The 16,590-nt window shown below is 72.9% G+C and carries 16 protein-coding genes; 7 read left to right on the forward strand and 9 right to left on the reverse strand.

Annotation, left to right across the window (positions count from 1 at the left end):
- Positions 1–33: 33 nt before the first annotated feature.
- Entirely contained in the window at positions 34–612 is a 579-nt protein-coding gene (locus ACUP6Y_RS03405; protein WP_462554213.1) for an RDD family protein, read from the reverse strand.
- A gap of 150 nt (positions 613–762) precedes the next feature.
- Here ACUP6Y_RS03405 and mptB point away from each other — a divergent pair, with 150 nt between their 5' ends.
- Positions 763–2,361: a polyprenol phosphomannose-dependent alpha 1,6 mannosyltransferase MptB gene (gene mptB, locus ACUP6Y_RS03410; protein ID WP_462554214.1), complete on the forward strand. Its 1,599-nt coding sequence runs from the start codon at positions 763–765 to the stop codon at positions 2,359–2,361.
- Here mptB and ACUP6Y_RS03415 read toward each other — a convergent pair.
- The 3 genes from ACUP6Y_RS03415 to ACUP6Y_RS03425 are packed head-to-tail and all read right to left on the reverse strand — an operon-like array spanning position 2,343 to position 4,421.
- Positions 2,343–3,638, reverse strand: coding sequence for an ArsB/NhaD family transporter (locus ACUP6Y_RS03415; RefSeq protein WP_462554215.1), 1,296 nt, complete (start codon positions 3,636–3,638; stop codon positions 2,343–2,345). The genes mptB and ACUP6Y_RS03415 overlap by 19 nt on opposite strands.
- Positions 3,635–4,111: a TrkA C-terminal domain-containing protein gene (locus ACUP6Y_RS03420; protein ID WP_462554216.1), complete on the reverse strand. Its 477-nt coding sequence runs from the start codon at positions 4,109–4,111 to the stop codon at positions 3,635–3,637. Before ACUP6Y_RS03420 ends, ACUP6Y_RS03415 begins: the two co-directional genes overlap by 4 nt.
- Complete coding sequence (locus ACUP6Y_RS03425; protein ID WP_462554218.1) at positions 4,098–4,421, reverse strand: hypothetical protein; 324 nt, start codon at positions 4,419–4,421, stop codon at positions 4,098–4,100. The genes ACUP6Y_RS03420 and ACUP6Y_RS03425 overlap by 14 nt, the downstream gene beginning before the upstream one ends.
- Positions 4,422–4,507: 86 nt before the next feature.
- Between ACUP6Y_RS03425 and ACUP6Y_RS03430 the strand changes: the two genes are divergently transcribed.
- Positions 4,508–5,467, forward strand: coding sequence for a sensor histidine kinase (locus ACUP6Y_RS03430; protein ID WP_462554220.1), 960 nt, complete (start codon positions 4,508–4,510; stop codon positions 5,465–5,467).
- Positions 5,464–6,108: a response regulator gene (locus tag ACUP6Y_RS03435; RefSeq protein WP_462554221.1), complete on the forward strand. Its 645-nt coding sequence runs from the start codon at positions 5,464–5,466 to the stop codon at positions 6,106–6,108. The genes ACUP6Y_RS03430 and ACUP6Y_RS03435 overlap by 4 nt, the downstream gene beginning before the upstream one ends.
- A gap of 12 nt (positions 6,109–6,120) precedes the next feature.
- On the opposite strand, the gene ACUP6Y_RS03440 is transcribed toward ACUP6Y_RS03435, so the two are convergent.
- Both ACUP6Y_RS03440 and ACUP6Y_RS03445 read right to left on the reverse strand, forming a co-directional pair.
- The gene (locus ACUP6Y_RS03440; protein ID WP_462554222.1) at positions 6,121–8,091 is read right to left on the reverse strand and encodes an ABC transporter ATP-binding protein; all 1,971 of its coding nucleotides are present in this window, start codon (positions 8,089–8,091) and stop codon (positions 6,121–6,123) included.
- A complete protein-coding gene (locus ACUP6Y_RS03445) occupies positions 8,091–8,753 on the reverse strand; it encodes a nitroreductase family protein (protein WP_462554223.1) in 663 nt (220 codons plus the stop codon). Before ACUP6Y_RS03445 ends, ACUP6Y_RS03440 begins: the two co-directional genes overlap by 1 nt.
- 106 nt (positions 8,754–8,859) lie before the next feature.
- Between ACUP6Y_RS03445 and ACUP6Y_RS03450 the strand changes: the two genes are divergently transcribed.
- Genes ACUP6Y_RS03450 through ACUP6Y_RS03460 form a run of 3 tightly spaced genes read left to right on the forward strand, consistent with a single transcriptional unit; the run spans position 8,860 to position 13,485 of the window.
- Positions 8,860–9,012: a hypothetical protein gene (locus tag ACUP6Y_RS03450; protein WP_462554224.1), complete on the forward strand. Its 153-nt coding sequence runs from the start codon at positions 8,860–8,862 to the stop codon at positions 9,010–9,012.
- Positions 9,013–9,059: 47 nt separating this feature from the next.
- Positions 9,060–12,044, forward strand: a complete 2,985-nt coding sequence (locus ACUP6Y_RS03455) for a helix-turn-helix transcriptional regulator (RefSeq protein ID WP_462554225.1) — start codon at positions 9,060–9,062, stop codon at positions 12,042–12,044.
- A 40-nt stretch (positions 12,045–12,084) separates the two neighbouring features.
- Complete coding sequence (locus tag ACUP6Y_RS03460; protein ID WP_462554226.1) at positions 12,085–13,485, forward strand: cytochrome P450; 1,401 nt, start codon at positions 12,085–12,087, stop codon at positions 13,483–13,485.
- Positions 13,486–13,499: 14 nt separating this feature from the next.
- Here ACUP6Y_RS03460 and ACUP6Y_RS03465 read toward each other — a convergent pair whose 3' ends face one another.
- Positions 13,500–14,057, reverse strand: a complete 558-nt coding sequence (locus ACUP6Y_RS03465; protein ID WP_462554227.1) for a hypothetical protein — start codon at positions 14,055–14,057, stop codon at positions 13,500–13,502.
- A gap of 94 nt (positions 14,058–14,151) precedes the next feature.
- Between ACUP6Y_RS03465 and ACUP6Y_RS03470 the strand changes: the two genes are divergently transcribed.
- Positions 14,152–14,511: a VOC family protein gene (locus ACUP6Y_RS03470; protein WP_462554228.1), complete on the forward strand. Its 360-nt coding sequence runs from the start codon at positions 14,152–14,154 to the stop codon at positions 14,509–14,511.
- 61 nt (positions 14,512–14,572) lie between these two features.
- Here the strand turns inward: ACUP6Y_RS03470 and ACUP6Y_RS03475 are convergent, their stop codons facing one another.
- Together ACUP6Y_RS03475 and ACUP6Y_RS03480 are read right to left on the reverse strand one after the other, a co-directional pair.
- Complete coding sequence (locus ACUP6Y_RS03475) at positions 14,573–15,730, reverse strand: sulfotransferase family protein (protein WP_462554229.1); 1,158 nt, start codon at positions 15,728–15,730, stop codon at positions 14,573–14,575.
- Positions 15,723–16,529 carry an SDR family oxidoreductase gene (locus ACUP6Y_RS03480; protein WP_462554230.1) on the reverse strand — a complete coding sequence of 269 codons (807 nt, stop codon included), beginning with the start codon at positions 16,527–16,529 and terminating at the stop codon, positions 15,723–15,725. Before ACUP6Y_RS03480 ends, ACUP6Y_RS03475 begins: the two co-directional genes overlap by 8 nt.
- Positions 16,530–16,590 lie beyond the last annotated feature (61 nt).

Here is a 16,590-nt window from a genome sequence, read left to right on the forward strand (position 1 = left end):
AGGTGGAGGACGCCCCGTCGTACGACGCGCGGGTCAGCCGACCTGCAGGACGCGGGTGCCGCCCGCGAACTTGTCGTGCCAGCCCTGGTGGTTGGGCTGGTCGCTGTTGAGCGTGATCGCGATGTAGATGACCGCGGCCAGCGGGACCGCCCAGCCGAGGAAGAACCACCCGATGAACGGGATGATGCTGAGGATGCCGAGCGCCGAGTAGGCGTTGCGCTTGATCGCCTGCTCCATGGTCGGCTTGCTGACGCCGTCGGGGCCGTAGGTGCGCAGCTTCAGGACCATCTTGCCGACGGTCTGGCCGGAGTTGGACTCCATGAACGAGAAGTAGCCGAGGTAGACGGCCGCTTGGAGGATCGCGGTCACGGTCCAGAACAGGAAGTACTCGCCGAAGGAGTGGATGAAGCCGGTCAGGAAGATCCCGCTGAACACCGCGTAGATGATCGCGTAGACGACGCCGAGGATCACGTGGTCGATCAGGCGGGCCAGGAACCGGTTGAGCAGCTCACCCGGACGGGGGACGCCGGCCTGCGGGGCGCCGTACCCACCCGGCGGGGGCGGCGGCGCACCGCCCGGCGGAGGCGGCGGGGGCGGCTGGTTGTGGGACATGCGAGCTCCTCGAGTCGTGGGGTGCGCGTGCGCACCCCGGGTGGCAGCAATCTAGTGGTGAAAGACGCCTCCGAGAGGGCATTGCGAGCGTTCTTGCCCCGTTGCCTGCGCGTTCAACCCCCTGATGCCGGGTCCTCCTACCTTCCGACCGTGATCGCTCGCGGAACGCTCGGCAGCCTGCTGATGCTGCTCGGGGGACTCGTCACCGCCACGCTGCCCGCCTCCACGCCGGTGCTGCGCCTCGGCACGCTGGGTGCGCTGCGCGGCCACGAGATCGGCCGGATGACCGGCCTGGTCGTGGTCCTGGTCGGCCTGGGCCTGCTGGCCAACGCCTGGCTGCGGCTGTGCCGCACGGTCGCCGTCGGGGACCGCGAGACCGAGGACCCGGTCGAGGGCGTGGCCCTGGCCCGCTTCGCCGCGGTCGTGTGGACCGCGCCGCTGCTGTTGGCGCCGCCGCTGTTCTCCCGCGACGGCTGGTCGTACGCCGCCCAGGGCAAGCTCGCCGAGGTGGGGCTCTCGCCGTACGTCGTCGGGCCGGGTGCGCTCGCCCCCGACACCTTCCTCCCGCTGCCGGGCTGGATCACCGGCCCGCCGATCGTGCAGGCCGTGGACCCGCTGTGGTGGGACACCGCGACGCCGTACGGACCGGTGCCGGTGTTCCTCGGCGCGCTCGTCGCCCACCTCACCGGCAACCCGTGGATCCTGGTGATCGCGCACCGTGGGTTCGCGCTGGCGGGCCTGGTCCTGCTGGCGTGGGTGGTGCCCCGGCTCGCGGCCTGGGGCGGCGCCAACCCCGCCGTCGCGACCGCGCTGGTCATCGCCTCGCCGCTGATGATGGCCAACGGCGTCGCCGGGCTCCACAACGACCTGCTCATGGTCGGCCTGATGGCCGCCGCGCTCGTCGTGGCCGTCGAGCGCGGCTGGGTGTGGGGCGCGGTGCTCGCCGGCGTCGCCGCGGGCGTCAAGGTGCCCGGCGGCCTGGTGGCGGTGGGGATCGTGCTGGTCTCGCTGCCTGTCGGCGTCGGCGTGGCCGCCCGGCTGCGACGGCTCGGCGCGGTGGCCGCGGTCTCGGTCGGCACCCTGGTCGGACTCGGCGTCGGCACCGGGATCGGCAACGGCTGGCTGCGCGCACTCACCGTCCCGGGCGAGGTGAACACCCCGCTGTCCGCCACCACCCTGCTCGGCGGGGTCCTCGACTGGCTGGCCCTCCACCTCGGCCTCGGCACCGAGCCTGCGCTCTTCCGCGACCTGGTCCGCGCGCTCGGGCTGCTGGTCGCCGTCGGGATCGGCGCCTGGGTCGGCCTGCGCTGGCCGACCGGCTCCCGGAGGACCGCGATCGCGGCCGTCGCGACCGTCGGCGCTGCGTTCGTGCTGCTCTCACCGGTCGTCCACCTGTGGTACTTCCTGCTGCTGCCGCCCTTCCTCGCCACCCAGCGCCTCCCGCGCCATGCCACCGGCGCGTTGGTCGCCGTCTCGGTGCTGCTCGGTCTGGTCGCGCCGCTCGACTCCTCGCTGCACGGCGCGTACGACGCGATCGTGATCGGCTGCATGACCGTCGCGCTGCTCATGCCGGTGCTCCTGCTCACCCCGCCGGCCCGTGAGCGGCTCGCCCGGATCGTCGCGCCGCTCGCCCCGCCGCTGGTCACCTCGGCCCGGGAGCCGGGACAGTCCCTGCTCGAAGGCACCCGAAGTCGACGGATCACGGTGCTTGTGGGCCGGGACCATCGCGGTCAGGCCAGCGCGAAGTAGCGCAGGTAGACGTAGAGCCAGGCGACGACGAGGGTCATCAGGGTCACCACGACGCCGTACTTCGTGAACTGCCAGAAGCTGATCGGCTCGCCCGACTTGGCCGCGATGCCGAGCACCACGACGTTGGCGCCGGCGGCGACGGCGGTCGCGTTGCCGCCGAGGTCGGCGCCGAAGACGAACGCCCACCACAGCGGGCTCTCCGCCCCGGACGCGGCGGTGGCCGAGACCATCTCCTCGACGATCGGGACCGTCGCGGTGGTGTAGGGGATGTTGTCGACGAAGGCACCGACCACGCCGGAGCCGAACAGCAGCACGGTGGCGGCGAGCAGCTCGCGGTCGCCCATCGCCTCGGCCGCGAGCTCGCTGATCCGGCCGATCACCCCCACCTGGACCAGCGAGCCGACCAGCACGAACAGCGCCATGAAGAAGGCGAGCGTGCCCCACTCGACCTCCTCGAGGAACTCCTCGGGCTCGGTGCGCGAGACCAGCACCGTCGCGCCGGCGCCCAGCATCGCGACCAGCGACGGGTCGAGGTGGAGCACGGTGTGCAGGCTGAACGCGACCATGACCAGGCCGAGCACCACCAGGCAGCGCATCAGCATCCGCATGTTGGTGATCGCGTCGCGCGGGTGCAGGTCGCCGAGCACGTCGCTGACGTCGACCACCTCGCCGAACGACTTGCGGAACAGCCAGCGCGCCATCACCACGAACAGCACCAGCAAGATCACGGTGAGCGGGAGCGAGTGGATGAGGAAGTCGTCGAAGCTGAGGCCGGCGCGGCTGCCGATGATGATGTTGGGCGGGTCGCCGATGAGGGTCGCCGTACCGCCGATGTTGGAGGCGAGGATCAGCGAGATGAGGTACGGCGCCGTGGGCAGCCCGAGCTGGCGGCAGACCGAGATCGTGACCGGCGCGACGAGCAGCACGCAGGTGACGTTGTCGAGGATCGGGGCGACCACCGCGCTGATCAGGACGAGCAGGACGAGCAGCCGGTAGGGATGCCCGCCCGACTTGAGCGCGGCCCACAGCGCGAGGAACTCGAACAGCCCGGTCTGCTTGAGCACACCGACGATCACCATCATCCCGAACAGCAGGAAGATGACGTTCCAGTCGATGCCGGTCTCGTGGTCGAAGAACGCCGACTGCGCGTCGACCAGCCCGATCACCGCCATCGCGGCCACTCCGCCGAGAGCGGCCGCGACCCGGTGGACGCGCTCGGTGGCGATGAGGGCGTAGGCGACGATGAAGACGGACAGGGCGGCGGACGTGAGGATCACGCCGCACCCCGCCGTACGCCGAACGCCCGGGCAGAGTTGGGCGGCTCGAGTGACTCGTACCAGCCGGCGAGGCGCCCGTACCGGCTCACGGCGCGCAGCCGGTCCTCGACGTCGTCGACCTGGCCGAGGGCGGTCACGACGAGCACCTGGTCACCGGTGCGGAGCGTGGTCCGGCCCGACGGCACCAGCGCGTTCTTGCCACGGGTGATCAGCGACACCGCCGCGCCCGCGGGAAGGCGGAGCTCGTCGACCTCGACGCCGGCGAGGTGCGACTCCGGCTCGACCTCGAAGCGCAGCAGCACCCCGTCCATCCGGTCGAGCGTCGCGAGCCCGATCGACACCTTGTGGACGAAGCTGCCCTTCTCCGCCCACCGCGGCTGCCGTCCACGCCCCACGGCCAGGCCGATCGCGAAGCCGATCGCCGCGGCGAGCATGCCGACCGCGACGGCCAGCTCCAGCTCAGCCCCGCCCACGCGGCCGGCCCCCGTCCGGATCGGCCGACGGGGAGACGATGAGATGCTCGACGGCGACCACCCGGACCGTCAGCAGGTCGCCGCCGATGCGGTCCAGGCCCGCGGTGGGGTCGGCGGTGAGGGAGGCGAGGTCGCGGCGACGGACCGCCTCCTCGACCGCGGGTACGACGATCGCGAACGCCACCCGCTCCAGCTCCGCCGTGGAGGTCCGTCCGGACGCGTCGACCTCGGCTTCGAGGAGCAGCCGGATGTCGGCGCCGTCGGCCGTGCGGCACCGGACGGTGAGGGGGACGACCAACGTCGGAGGCATGACACCAGCCAAGTCGACGCACGTGCGCGGCGGTATGGGGGCCAGCCCCCATTTCCTGATCCGGCCGCGTGGGCGAGGCTGGGGGGGTGCGGCTCGCGAACACGTCCTTGTACTGGAAGGTCTGCCTGATCAACGCGGCTGTGCTGTGCGCCGGCGCGGTGGTGCTGATGCTGTCCCCGGCGAGCGTGTCGCGGCGGGTGCTGGTCTCGGAGGCGCTGGTGCTCGTCGTCGGGATCGGCCTGGTGCTGGTGCTGACCGCGGTGCTGCTGCGCACCGCGCTGTCCCCGGTCGACCGGGTGATCCGCGAGATGGCGACCGTGCGGCTCGGTGGCGAGGGACGGCGCCTGGAGGTCGCCGGCGAGGGGCCGGGCGCCCAGCTGGTGCGCAGCTACCACGCGATGCTGGACCGGCTGGAGGAGGAGCGCCGGGCCAGCGACGCGCAGGCGATCGCCGCCCAGGAGGCCGAGCGGCACCGGATCGCCCGCGAGCTGCACGACCAGGTCGGCCAGGACCTCACCGTCGTGCTCCTCGGCCTCAAGCAGCTCGAGGACCGGGTGCCGGCCGAGCTGCGGCCCGAGCTGGCGCTGCTCCGGGAGAGCGCGCGCACGGGCCTCGACGACGTACGACGAGTGGCCCGCGAGCTGCGTCCCGGAGTCCTCGAGGACCTCGGCCTGCAGCCCGCCCTGGCCGCACTGGCGACCGACGTCTCGGCGCTCGGCGGGCCGGTCGTGCGGCGTACCTTCGCGCCGGGGCTGCCCGCGCTCGGCCGCGACGGCGAGGTGGTGGTCTACCGGGTCGCGCAGGAGGCGCTGACCAACGTCGTCCGCCACGCCGGCGCCACCCGGGTCGACCTGTCGCTGCTCCGTGTCGGCGGCGACCTGGTGCTGGAGGTGGTCGACGACGGCTCCGGGCTCGACGGCGCGGCCTGGGGCACCGGGCTGCAGGGCATGCGGGACCGCTCCGCCCTGGTCGGCGGGTCCCTGTCCGTCGATTCCTCGGCGTCCGGGACGACGGTCCGGCTGCGGGTCCCGGTGGTGGGCGCGTGATCCGGGTCCTGCTCGCCGACGACCACGCGCTGGTACGGCGCGGCGTACGACTGATCCTCGAGCAGCAGCCCGACATCGAGGTGGTCGCCGAGGCCTCCGACGGCGCCGAGGTGCTCGCGCTGCTGCGGGAGGTGGAGGTCGATCTGGTCATCCTCGACATCGCGATGCCGACCATGACCGGGCTCCAGGCCGCCCGCGAGATCGCGCGGCGTCGTACGCCACCGCGGATCCTGATGCTCTCGATGCACGACAACGAGCAGTACTTCTTCTCCGCCCTCAAGCTCGGCGCATCGGGGTACGTGCTGAAGTCGGTCGTCGACGAGGACCTGGTCTCGGCCGTGCGCGCGGCCGTGCGGGGCGAGGCGTTCGTCTACCCCGGCGCGATGGGTGCGCTGGTGCGCGACTACCTCGACCGGCTGGCCCGCGGCGAGCGGGTGCCCGCGACGGTGCTGACGCCGCGCGAGGACGAGGTGCTCAAGCTGATCGCCGAGGGGCGGTCGTCGCGGGAGATCGCCACGATCTTGTCGATCAGCGTGAAGACGGTCGAGAAGCACCGCTCCCACATCCTCGCTCGGCTCGGCATGACCGACCGCACGCAGCTGACCCGGTACGCCATCCGGGCGGGGCTGGTGGAGCCCTGAGCCGCGAGACTGCTACAGCGGGACGTCGGCGCGGCGGCTGTCGCAGTGCTTGCGGCCGTGCGGCTCGCGGGAGAACTGCTCGTCGTACAGGCGCTTGTAGAGGCCGCCGAGGGCGATCAGCTCGCGGTGGGTGCCGTGCTCGACCAGGTGCCCGTCCTCGAGGCCGAAGATGACGTCGGCCGAGCGGATCGTGGAGAGCCGGTGGGCGATGGCGATGGTGGTGCGCGACCGGGTCGCCCGCTCCAACGCCTCCTGCACCAGCCGCTCGGTCTCGTTGTCGAGGGCGGACGTCGCCTCGTCGAGGATCAGGATCCGCGGGTCCTTGAGCAGCACCCGGGCGATGGCGAGGCGCTGCTTCTCGCCGCCGGAGAGCCGGTAGCCGCGCTCGCCGGTGATCGTCTCGTAGCCCTCGGGGAAGCTCATGATCCGGTCGTGGATGTTGGCGTCGCGGGCCGCCCGCACGATCTCCTCGGAGCTCGCGCCGGGGCGGGCGTAGGCGATGTTGTCGCGGATGGTGCCGTGGAAGAGGTACGGCTCCTGGGTGACCATCCCGACCGCGTCGGCGAGCGAGGAGAGGGTCAGGTCGCGGACGTCGTGCCCGTCGATGAGGACCGCGCCCTCGGTGACGTCGTAGAACCGCGGGACGAGGTACGTCGCCGTCGTCTTGCCGCTGCCCGACGGGCCCACGATCGCGGCCAGCTGGCCGGGCTCGACCACCAGCGACACGTCCTCGAGCGCCCAGCCGGAGCCCTCCGGGAGCTCGTCCTCGGTGTCGTCGGCCTCGATCCGCATCCCCGCGTCGCCGAATCGATCGCGATGGACGGTGCCGGACAGCGACCGCGGCTCGGGGTAGCGGAAGCGCACGTCGCGCAGCTCGACTCGCCCACGCAGCCGCTCGGGGTCGAGGTCGACCGCGCCGGGCCGCTCGGTGATGGCGGGCTCGAGGTCGAGGTACTCGAAGATCCGGCGGAACAGCGCGAGCGAGGTCTGCACGTCCAGCGAGACCCGCATCAGCTGGAGCAGCGGCATCTGCAGCCGGCTCTGCAGCGTGGTGAACGCGACGAGCGTGCCGGCGGTGAGGGCGCCGTCGCCCGCGGGCAGCGAGCCAGTGAGCATCCACCCGGCGACCAGATAGATCAGCGCCGGGGTGATCGCGAAGAACGTCTGCACCACGGCGAAGAACGTGCGGCCGGTCATCGCCTGCTTGACCTGCAGCCGGGTCTGTCGCCGGTTGGCCCTGCGGTAGCGCTCGACCTCCGACTCGGCCCGGTTGAACACCTTCGCGAGCAGGATCCCGCTCACCGACAGGGCCTCCTCGGTGATCGCGGTCATCTCGGACAGCGACTCCTGGGTACGCCGCGCGAGCCGCTGCCGCCGTCGCCCGACCCGCAGCTGCAGGGTGATGAACAGCGGCATCACGATCAGCGTCAGCACCGTCAGCTGCCACGACAGCACCACCATCGACACGAACGCCGCGGTCACCGTGACGGAGTTCTGCACGATCGTGGTCGCCGTGTCGGTGAGGACGGTCCGCACACCGGCGACGTCGTTGGCCAGCCGGGACTGGATGGCCCCGGTCTTGGTGGCGGTGAAGAAGGCGAGCTCCATCTTCTGCAGGTGCTCGAAGAGGTCGCCGCGCAGGTCCGCCATCGCGGAGTTCCCGACGGTCGAGGTCAGCCAGTTCTGCCCGATCCCGATCAGCGCCGTCGCGACCGGGATCACGCACATCCCGGCGACCAGCCAGGCCAGCAGGTCCAGCCGTGGCCTGCCCCCGTCCAGCGGGAACAGTGCGTGGTCGAAGACCGCCCGGGTCAGGAAGGGGACGACGGCCTGGAGCGCCGCCGAGGCGACCACCGCGCCGAGCACCAGCGCGATCTTGGCGCGGTAGGGCCGCAGCATCCGCGCGACCCGCGGCAGGACCTCCTGGTTGCCGCGCAGCTCGTCGGGGGAGAGGTGCGTGATCGTGGAGCTCGCGCGCGGCATCAGCTGTCCTTCTCGGTCGTCGGCTCCCAGCCCGCGCCCCAGCGGCCGCGGTGGGCCACCTCCTGCCACGGCGTACGACGCCGGCGGCTCGCCGAGCCTCGCGCACCCGTCGCGCGGGGGGCCGGGTGGCCGATCGTGATCGCGCCGACGGGATGCGGCGCCTCCTCGTCGGCGGAGTCGAGGAGCCCGAGCGCGGCCTTGACCGCGTCGACCCGGCCGGGCACCAGCCCGAAGAAGCAGCCACCGAGGCCGGCGTCGGTCACCGACTGGAGCAGCAGCAGCGACGCCATCGCGGCGTCGAGGTGCCAGTAGGGCATCGCCCAGCGGCTCTCGTCGTGCTCGTGGAGGCCGGCACGACGCTTGTCGGGCTCGGCGTAGCGGTCGAGGTACGCCGAGCGGCGGCTGCACGGGACGACCACCACCGGCGCGCTCATCATCCCGGCCAGCCAGCGGTCCGGCGCGGAGGTGTCGGTCTGCGCCTCCCAGAACCCGCCGACCGTCTCCGGCGTGTCGAGCACGACGAACGCCCAGCCCTGCGCGAAGCCGGCGCTCGGCGCGCGGGTGGCGTGGTCGAGCGCCCGCTCGAGCACCGCCGGGTCCACCGGGGCCGAGGTGTAGGCGCGCGTCATCCGGCGCCGACGGACCACCTCGGAGAACTCCACGGGGGTCAGCCTAGGGGTGGGCCCGACCGAACCTGAGGTAGCCGCTTCGCCGGATAGGGCAGTCGTCCGATGTGGGGGCCTACCTCAGAGGACGAGTCTCGACGTCATGAGCAGCAACTACTACCTGAGCGCAGAGAACGACTACCGCCGCCTGCAGGCGGCCCGTGGGATGGCCGCCAGCCGGGCGGGCCGCAGCCGCACCTCCTGGCTGCGGGGCATCGCCGCCACCGACCCCAGCGTGGAGCGGCGCTCCCGCTGAGCCTCACCGTGACCGCCCTGTCGGTGGCGGACGCCATGATGGTGCCCGTGGCCGCACACAGCAGCCTGACCATGGTCGGGCGTGACACCGAGCTCGCCGAGGCGATCGCGGTGCTCGACGACGCCGTGAGCGCCGCCGAGTCCGAGACGTCGCGACGCGCGGTGCTGCTGTCGGGCGACGCCGGCGTCGGCAAGACCCGGCTGCTGCGGGCGCTGCGCGACCACGCCCTCGACAGCGGGTGGCAGGTGCTGGCCGGACACTGTCTCGACTTCGGCGACAGCGCGCTGCCCTACCTGCCCTTCAGCGAGGTGCTCGGCCGGCTCGCCGCCGGCCACCCCGAGCTGGTCGAGGCGGTGGCCGCCGTCCATCCGGCGTTGACCCGGCTCCAGCCCGGGCGGCGTACGCGTGTCGTGGGCGAGGAGTCGTCCGACGAGCGCAGCCGCGGCGCCGACCGTGGTGACACCTTCGTGGCCGTGCATGCGCTGCTCGACGCGGCGGCCACCGAGGCGCCCGTGCTGCTCGTCGTCGAGGACCTGCACTGGGCCGACCAGTCGACCCGCGACATGCTCGGCTTCCTGTTCACCCGGGCCTTCGCGCGGCCGGTGGCCATCGTGGCGTCGTACCGCTCCGACGACCTGCACCGCCGCCACCCGCTGCGCCGCCAGGTCGCCGAGTGGACCCGGCTGCCGCAGGTCGGGCGCCTCGGTCTCGGGCCGCTGCCCGCGGAGGCGGTGCGCGCCCTGGTGGGCGAGCTGGCTCCGGCCGGGCTCGACGAGCGCTCGGTCGCGCGGATCGTCGAGCGGGCCGAGGGCAACGCCTTCTTCGTCGAGGAGCTGGTGGCGTCCGGGTCCTGCGCCGACGGCGACGTTCCGGGCGACCTGGCCGACCTGCTGCTGGTCCGGCTCGACCGCCTCTCCGACGAGGCGCGCCACGTCGTCCGGGTGGCCAGCGTCGCCGGGCGGCGGGTCACCCACGACCTGCTCGCCGCCACGGCCGACATCCCCGTCGAGCAGCTCGACTCCGGCATCCGCCAGGCCGTGGAGATGAACGTGCTCGAGGTGGGCGGCCACCTCTACTCCTTCCGCCATGCGCTGCTCGGCGAGGCGGTCTACGACGACCTGCTGCCGGGCGAGCGGGTCCGGCTGCACGCCCGCTACGTCGCCGCGCTGTCGAGCGGCGCCGCCGGAGGTACGTCGGCCGAGCTGGCCCGCCACGCCCGCCGTGCCAACGACCTCGACCGAGCGGTGACCGCCGGGATCGAGGCCGGCGACGAGGCGATGGCGGTCGGCGGTCCCGACGAGGCGGCCGACCACTACCAGCAGGCGCTGGAGCTGCTCGAGGACCCCGACCGCGTGGCCCGGCTGGAGATCGACCGGGCCAGGGTCGTGGTGAAGGCCGCCGACGCGCTCACCGCCGGCGGCGGCGTGCTGCGTGCCTCCCAGCTCCTCGGCGCACAGCTCGACGCGACGCCGCGGCGACCCGGCGGCGGGCCCGACCCGGAGCGGGCCCGGATGCTCAGCCGATACGCGGACCTGCTGCTGATGACCGAGATCGCGCTCGACGCGGTCGCGCTCTCGGCCGAGGCGGTCGCGCTGACTCCCGACGAGGAGAGCGTGCTACGGGCGAAGGTCCTCGCGACCCATGCTCGGATCCTCGCCAGCCACCACCCCGATCGGGCCGACGAGGCCGAGGTGTTCGCGACCGAGGCGCTCGCCCTCGCGGAGCGGTTGGCGATGCCGGCGCTCACCGCCGACATCGTCACCACGCTGAGCGGCCTGCGGGTCAAGCTCGCCGAGGGCGGCGAGCAGAGTCGGCTGCGCGAGGCGCTCGTCGCCGCGGTCGACCACGCGGTCGCCGCCGACGCGCTCGACGCAGAGGTCCGCGGCCGTTGGCTGCTCGGCCGCTCCTACCAGGACACGGGCGAGTGGGAGCCCTCCGTGCGCTGGTTCGCGTCAGCGCTCGAACGCGCCGACCCGCTGGGGCTGGTCTGGGCGCCCTATGTCATCGACTCCCGCTGGCAGCTGACCTGGATCCACTACCTGCTCGGCGAGTGGGACGACGTCCTCTCCCTCGTCTCGGTCATCGACGACCAGTCCGGTCCGTCGATCCCGGTCGGGGTCATCGAGCCGGCTCGGCTCGCCGTGCTGGCCGCCCGTGGCGAGGACGTGCTCGACCGGCTTCGGGCGCTGCGCCCGCTCTGGGCGGACGAGGGCGGCATCACCGTCCACAGCGCCGGTGTCGAGATCGAGGTCCACGCCGCCCGCGGCGAGGCGAGGGCGGCGATCCAGGTCTACGACGACGCCGTCGCGGTGCTGGGCCGGATCTGGCAGGAGCACTTCGGCGGCCGGGTCCGGCTGGTCGCCCAGAGCCTCGCCGCGATCGCGGCCGGGATGCGCTCGGCGAGCGCCGCGGAGAGACGCGCCCTCGTCGATCGCGCCGACCGGCTCCGGGCCGACGGCGAGGCGGTGATCGCCTGGTTCCGCGAGCACGACAGCCCGTGGGGACCCGAGGGCCGGATGTGGGCCGACCGACTGGTCGCCGAGCATGCCCGGATCGCCTGGCTGGCCGGCGCCGAGGGCGCGGTGGGCCGCGAGGAGCTGCTCGCCTCCTGGTCGGCCGCGCTCGACTCCGCCCGCAAGCTCGGTCACGTCCCCGAGCAGGCGCGCATCCACGCGGCCCACTCCCAGATCCTGCGTCTCGTCGGCGACACCGCCCGCGCCCGCGACGAGGCCGACCAGGCGCGTACCCTCGCCGACCGGCTCCGCGCCCCGCTCCTCGTCGCCGACCTCGCGGCCGAGTCCTCCGGCCCCCGGCCCGCGGCTGCCCCCACCGGCGGCGCCGCCCTCACCGCGCGCGAGCTGGAGATCCTCGCCCTCGTCGCCGAGGGCCGGTCCAACGGCGAGATCGGCAAGCAGCTGTTCATCAGCACCAAGACCGTCAGCGTCCACGTCTCCAACATCCTCGGCAAGCTCGGGGCCGCCGGACGCACCGAGGCCGCCGCGATCGCGCGCCGCGACGAACTCCTACCGTAGGCGGAGGCCGGGCGCCGAGCCGCGGCGTAGCGTCAGGGGGGTGACCCAACGCGTCGACACCGCGGCACACGACGACACCCGCGAGCTCACCCTGCGCCGGTTCCGGCGCAGCAGCGTGGTCGGCGGGCGCGAGCTGCCGCCCGTGCCCACGGACGGCCTGCCGCCCGGCCCGCGCTGGCCGGCGCTGGTGCAGACGGTGGCGCTGATGCGCTTCCGGCACCAGTTCCACCCGTGGCTGCACCGCAGGTACGGCGACGCGTACACCCTCAACCTGGTCCCCGGGAACCGGCCGCTCGTGCTGTTCACCCGGCCCGAGGTCACCAAGGAGATCTTCGCGGCCGACCCCGAGGTCTTCCACGCCGGCAAGGGCAACGCCGTCCTCGGCCCGATCATGGGCGAGCACTCCCTGCTGCTCCAGGACGGAGGAGAGCACCACCGCGCCCGCAAGCTGCTGATGCCGGCCTTCCTCGGCCACGCGCTGCGCGGATACCGTGGTCTGGTCGCCGAGGTCGCGGCCGCGGAGGTCGGCACCTGGAGCGAGGGCGAGCCGTTCCGGGCGCTGGAGCGGATGAACGCGCTGACCCTCGAGGTGATCCTCCGCGTCGTCTTCGGTGTCACCGACGAGGACCGGCTGGCCCGGCTGCGACCGGCGGTCAACCACACCGTCGAGATCCACCCGGCGATCCTGCTCGGCTGGGCGTACCCGCGGCTGCAGCGGCTCGGCCCGTGGCGTCGTACGGTCGACAACCAGGTCGAGCTCGACCGGCTGATGTACGCCGAGATCCGCGAGCGCCGCGCCGCCGACGACCTCGCCGACCGGTCCGACGTCCTGTCCCGGCTGCTGGCGGCGGGGGACGCCGAGGAGCACGGCCTGGACGACACCGAGCTGCGCGACCAGCTGGTGACGCTGCTGCTGGCCGGTCACGAGACCACCGCCTCGGCGCTGTCGTGGGCGCTGGTCGAGGTGGGCCGCGACGCCGACCTGCTCGCGCGCACCCAGCGCGCCGTCGACGACGGCGACGACGCCTGGCTCGAGGCCGTGCTCAAGGAGTCGATGCGGCTGCACCCGATCATCCCGATGGTCGTGCGCACCCTGATGGCGCCGGCCACCGTCGGCGGCTGGGACCTGCCCGCCGGCACGACGGTCGGCCCCTCGATCATCATGAGTCACCAGCAGGAGTCGAACTTCGCGGACCCGGACGTGTTCCGGCCCGAGCGCTTCCTCGGCGAGGACGTGCCGCCGCTCACCGTGTGGATCCCGTTCGGTGGCGGCGTGCGGCGCTGCATCGGCGCGGGGTTCTCGCTGATGGAGGGCGTCGAGGTGCTGCGCGAGGTGTTCGGCCGCTACGACGTCACCGCCGTCGGCACCGACGAGCCGTTGGTCCGCAACATCACCAGTGTGCCCCGGCGGGGCGCGCGGATCCGGGTTCGCGCGCGCTGAGTCCGGCCCGGTGCTCACGCGACGACCCGGGGCACCAGCACCACGGTCGCCGCCACGTCCTCGAACAGGTCGCAGTAGTCGGCGTAGTCGGCCCGCGCGACCGTGCCGGTCAGGGTCACGCCGACGCCGTCGCGCAGCCAGGCCCACTGGTCGCACAGCACGTCGGTCCCGCCGATCCGGTGGGAGAAGCGGACGTAGGCGACCGTCTCGCCGTCGAGGTCGACCAGGTCGGTGTCCTCGACATCGAGGGCGTCGAGCTGGCGGGCGAGCGTCGACATCGCGTCGGTGCGCCAGTCGGTGAGGGACGAGGTGTCGTCGACCGGACCGGAGTGCAGCGTCAGCTCCGGGGTGAAGCCCGAGGGCGCGGCAGCCGGCGCCCGGGCGACCAGCGAGACGCCGGGAGCGGGGTCGTCGAAGGTGGCCCAGCGGCGGGGCACGGCGAGCGAGACGGCAGGGGTGTGGTGCATCGTTCCACCTCCGGTGGGTCGGGCTGAGGGATGAGCGGGCGGCCGGGCGTCCTCGCCGGGCGGCCGGCCGACGGGCAGCGGGGCGGGGTCGACGGTGGAGGTCATGCCGGGAGCCTCGGCGGCGCCGGGCTGTGGACAAACCTCGCCTGTCCGGGCCTGTGGACGGGAGTGTGTCGGAGGTGCCGCCTACCGTCAGGACATGGCTATCGCACGCAATCCCCAGTTCGTCATCGACTGCCCGGACCCGCGGGTCCTCGCCGAGTTCTACGGCGCCCTGCTCGGCTGGGAGTCGAGCACCGAGGAGGACGGTTCCTGGGCGACCGTCTGGTCCGGCGATCACTTCATCCAGCTGCAGCGGGTCGGCGACTACCGTGCGCCCGACTGGCCGGGGCAGGACGTGCCCCAGCAGGTCCACCTCGACGTCGACGTCGAGGACCTCGACGTGGCCGAGGCGGCCACGCTCGCGCTGGGCGCGACCAAGCATCCCCACCAGCCCGGCACGTCGTTCCGGGTGTTCCTCGACCCGGCCGGCCACCCGTTCTGCCTGTGTCGGGCGTGAGAGGAGATCGTGATGCTGCCTCCGGAGCCACCGCTGGTGGGCTGCCGCGCGCCGCCCGGGCTCAGCGCGCGAAGGACTCCCTCACCTCGTCCTCCGTGATGCCGTAGTCCGCGAGGTCGTACTGGTGCGACGGACGGCGCGGTCCCTGGCGCGACTCCTCGTCGAGCCGGCGCACCGCGGCCTGCGCCTCGGCGCTCCAGGTGAGGCCGAAGGCGTCGTAGATCGCGCCGACGGTGCCGACCGGGTCCTGCACGAAGCCGCGGTAGTCGACGTCGAAGAACTGACGCTCGTCGGCTTTCTCCCGGGCCTGCCAGAACGCGTCCCACTGGCGGGTGAGGTGGCCGAGCTGGTCGCGGCCGAGGGTCTCGCCGGCGAAGGTCGTCGAGTGGCCGGCGGTCGCCTCGGCGGACAGTGAGCAGGCCGACGCGACCGAGGTGACCGGGTCGCGCCGGGTCATCACGACCAGTGCGTCGGGATAGACCTCGAGCAGGGCGTCGAGCGCGATCAGGTGCGAGGGGTTCTTCAGCACCCAGCGCCGGTCCTGGTCGTTGAGCCCGATCAGCTGCAGGTTGCGGCGGTGCCGCTCGTAGGCGTCGGTCCAGGGCTGGGTGGCCAGCCAGCGGGAGTACGCCGGCACGTGCGCCAGCGACTCGAAGCCGAGCGACTTGCCGGTCTGGCGCAGCACCCGCCAGCACTCCTCCGGCTCGGTGGCGTCGGAGTAGTGGATGCCCATGAACTCGGGGTTGGTGACGTGGTGCTCGCGGAAGGCCGCCTGCATGGCGGCGAAGATCGGGTCGTCCTCCCAGGTCTCCCGCGGCGGGCGCGGCTGGGGGAACTCGGTCAGCCACATCTCGAGGCCCTGGTGCGCGGGGTCGGCGCAGAGCAGGCGGCTCAGGGCCGTCGTACCGGTGCGGGGGAGACCGAGCACGAAGATCGGCCGCTCGACGGCGACCTCGGCGTGCTGGGGGAACTCGGCGAACCGGGCCTGGGTGAGCAGACGCGCCACCAGCGCGCTCTTGACCTGCGAGCGCATGAAGTAGTTGCCGATCCCGGTCAGTCCGGCCTCGGCGGACCCGAGATCCTGGACCAGGGTCCGGAACGCCTCCTCGTGCCCGGGGGCCTCGGCGAAGCCGAAGTCGCTCAGCCCGGTGGTGCGGGTCGCGGCCGCGCAGATGTCCTCGAAGCTGCCGACGTCGGCGCGCTGGCGGGGCTCAGGCATGGAATTCCCCGCAGTCGACGTTCAGCATCTGGCCGGTGACCGCGGAGGCCAGGTCGGAGGCGAGGAACAGCGTGGCCTTCGCGACCTCGTCGGGGGTGGCGAGCCGCTTGAGATCGGTGGGGGCCGCCTTCTCGGCGTACACGTCCTGGTGGGTGCGGCCCGACTCCTGCGCGATCCAGTCGAAGTAGGCCTTGTTGACGTCCTCGTAGATGTAGGAGGGCGCGACGCTGTTGACCCGGATGCCGCGCGGGCCGAGCTCGGTGGCGAGCGACTGGGCGAGGTGCTCGAGGGTGCCCTTCGACAGCTTGTAGCCGGAGTACTCCGGCTGGCTGCTGTAGATCACGCACGAGTTCACCATGATCACCGAGCCGCCGATCTTGTCGTCGGCAGGATCATCGGAGCGGGCGAGGGCGTCGGCGAACAAGGACGTCAACCGCAGCGGCGCGAACACGTTGGTCTCGTTGGCGGTGCGCAGGCCGTCGAGGTCCAGGGTGCTGATCGGGTCCATCGGCGGGATGCCGAACGCGTTGTTGATCAGGCAGTCGACCTTGCCGAACTCGTCGAGGGAGGCCTCGACCAGGGCCTTGCGCTGGTCCTCGTCGGTGATGTCGGTGGGGACGACGAGCGCCCGGCGGCCGTACGAGCGGACGACCTCGGCCATCTTCTCCAGTCGCTTCGGAGTACGGCTCGCGAGCACCAGGTCGGCCCCCATCCGGGCCGCCTCCTCGCCGAGCGCGCGCCCCAGGCCCGGCCCGACGCCGGAGAGCACGATGACCTTGTCCGTCAGCAGATCCACCATGGCGGACACACTAGAACGTGTTTCAGTTTCGGGAAAGGGCTCTCGGTGGGCGATCTCCGGA

The sequence above is a fragment of the Nocardioides sp. S5-5 genome, from assembly GCF_054954065.1.

Excerpts from the sequence above, each read along its gene's own strand:
- ACUP6Y_RS03480 (WP_462554230.1), bottom strand. The coding sequence starts at position 16,529 with ATGGTGGATCTGCTGACGGACAAGGTCATCGTGCTCTCCGGCGTCGGG.
- ACUP6Y_RS03475 (WP_462554229.1), bottom strand. The coding sequence starts at position 15,730 with ATGCCTGAGCCCCGCCAGCGCGCCGACGTCGGCAGCTTCGAGGACATC.
- ACUP6Y_RS03450 (WP_462554224.1), top strand. The coding sequence starts at position 8,860 with ATGAGCAGCAACTACTACCTGAGCGCAGAGAACGACTACCGCCGCCTG.
- ACUP6Y_RS03465 (WP_462554227.1), bottom strand. The coding sequence starts at position 14,057 with ATGACCTCCACCGTCGACCCCGCCCCGCTGCCCGTCGGCCGGCCGCCC.
- ACUP6Y_RS03405 (WP_462554213.1), bottom strand. The coding sequence starts at position 612 with ATGTCCCACAACCAGCCGCCCCCGCCGCCTCCGCCGGGCGGTGCGCCG.
- ACUP6Y_RS03440 (WP_462554222.1), bottom strand. The coding sequence starts at position 8,091 with ATGCCGCGCGCGAGCTCCACGATCACGCACCTCTCCCCCGACGAGCTG.
- ACUP6Y_RS03425 (WP_462554218.1), bottom strand. The coding sequence starts at position 4,421 with ATGCCTCCGACGTTGGTCGTCCCCCTCACCGTCCGGTGCCGCACGGCC.
- ACUP6Y_RS03470 (WP_462554228.1), top strand. The coding sequence starts at position 14,152 with ATGGCTATCGCACGCAATCCCCAGTTCGTCATCGACTGCCCGGACCCG.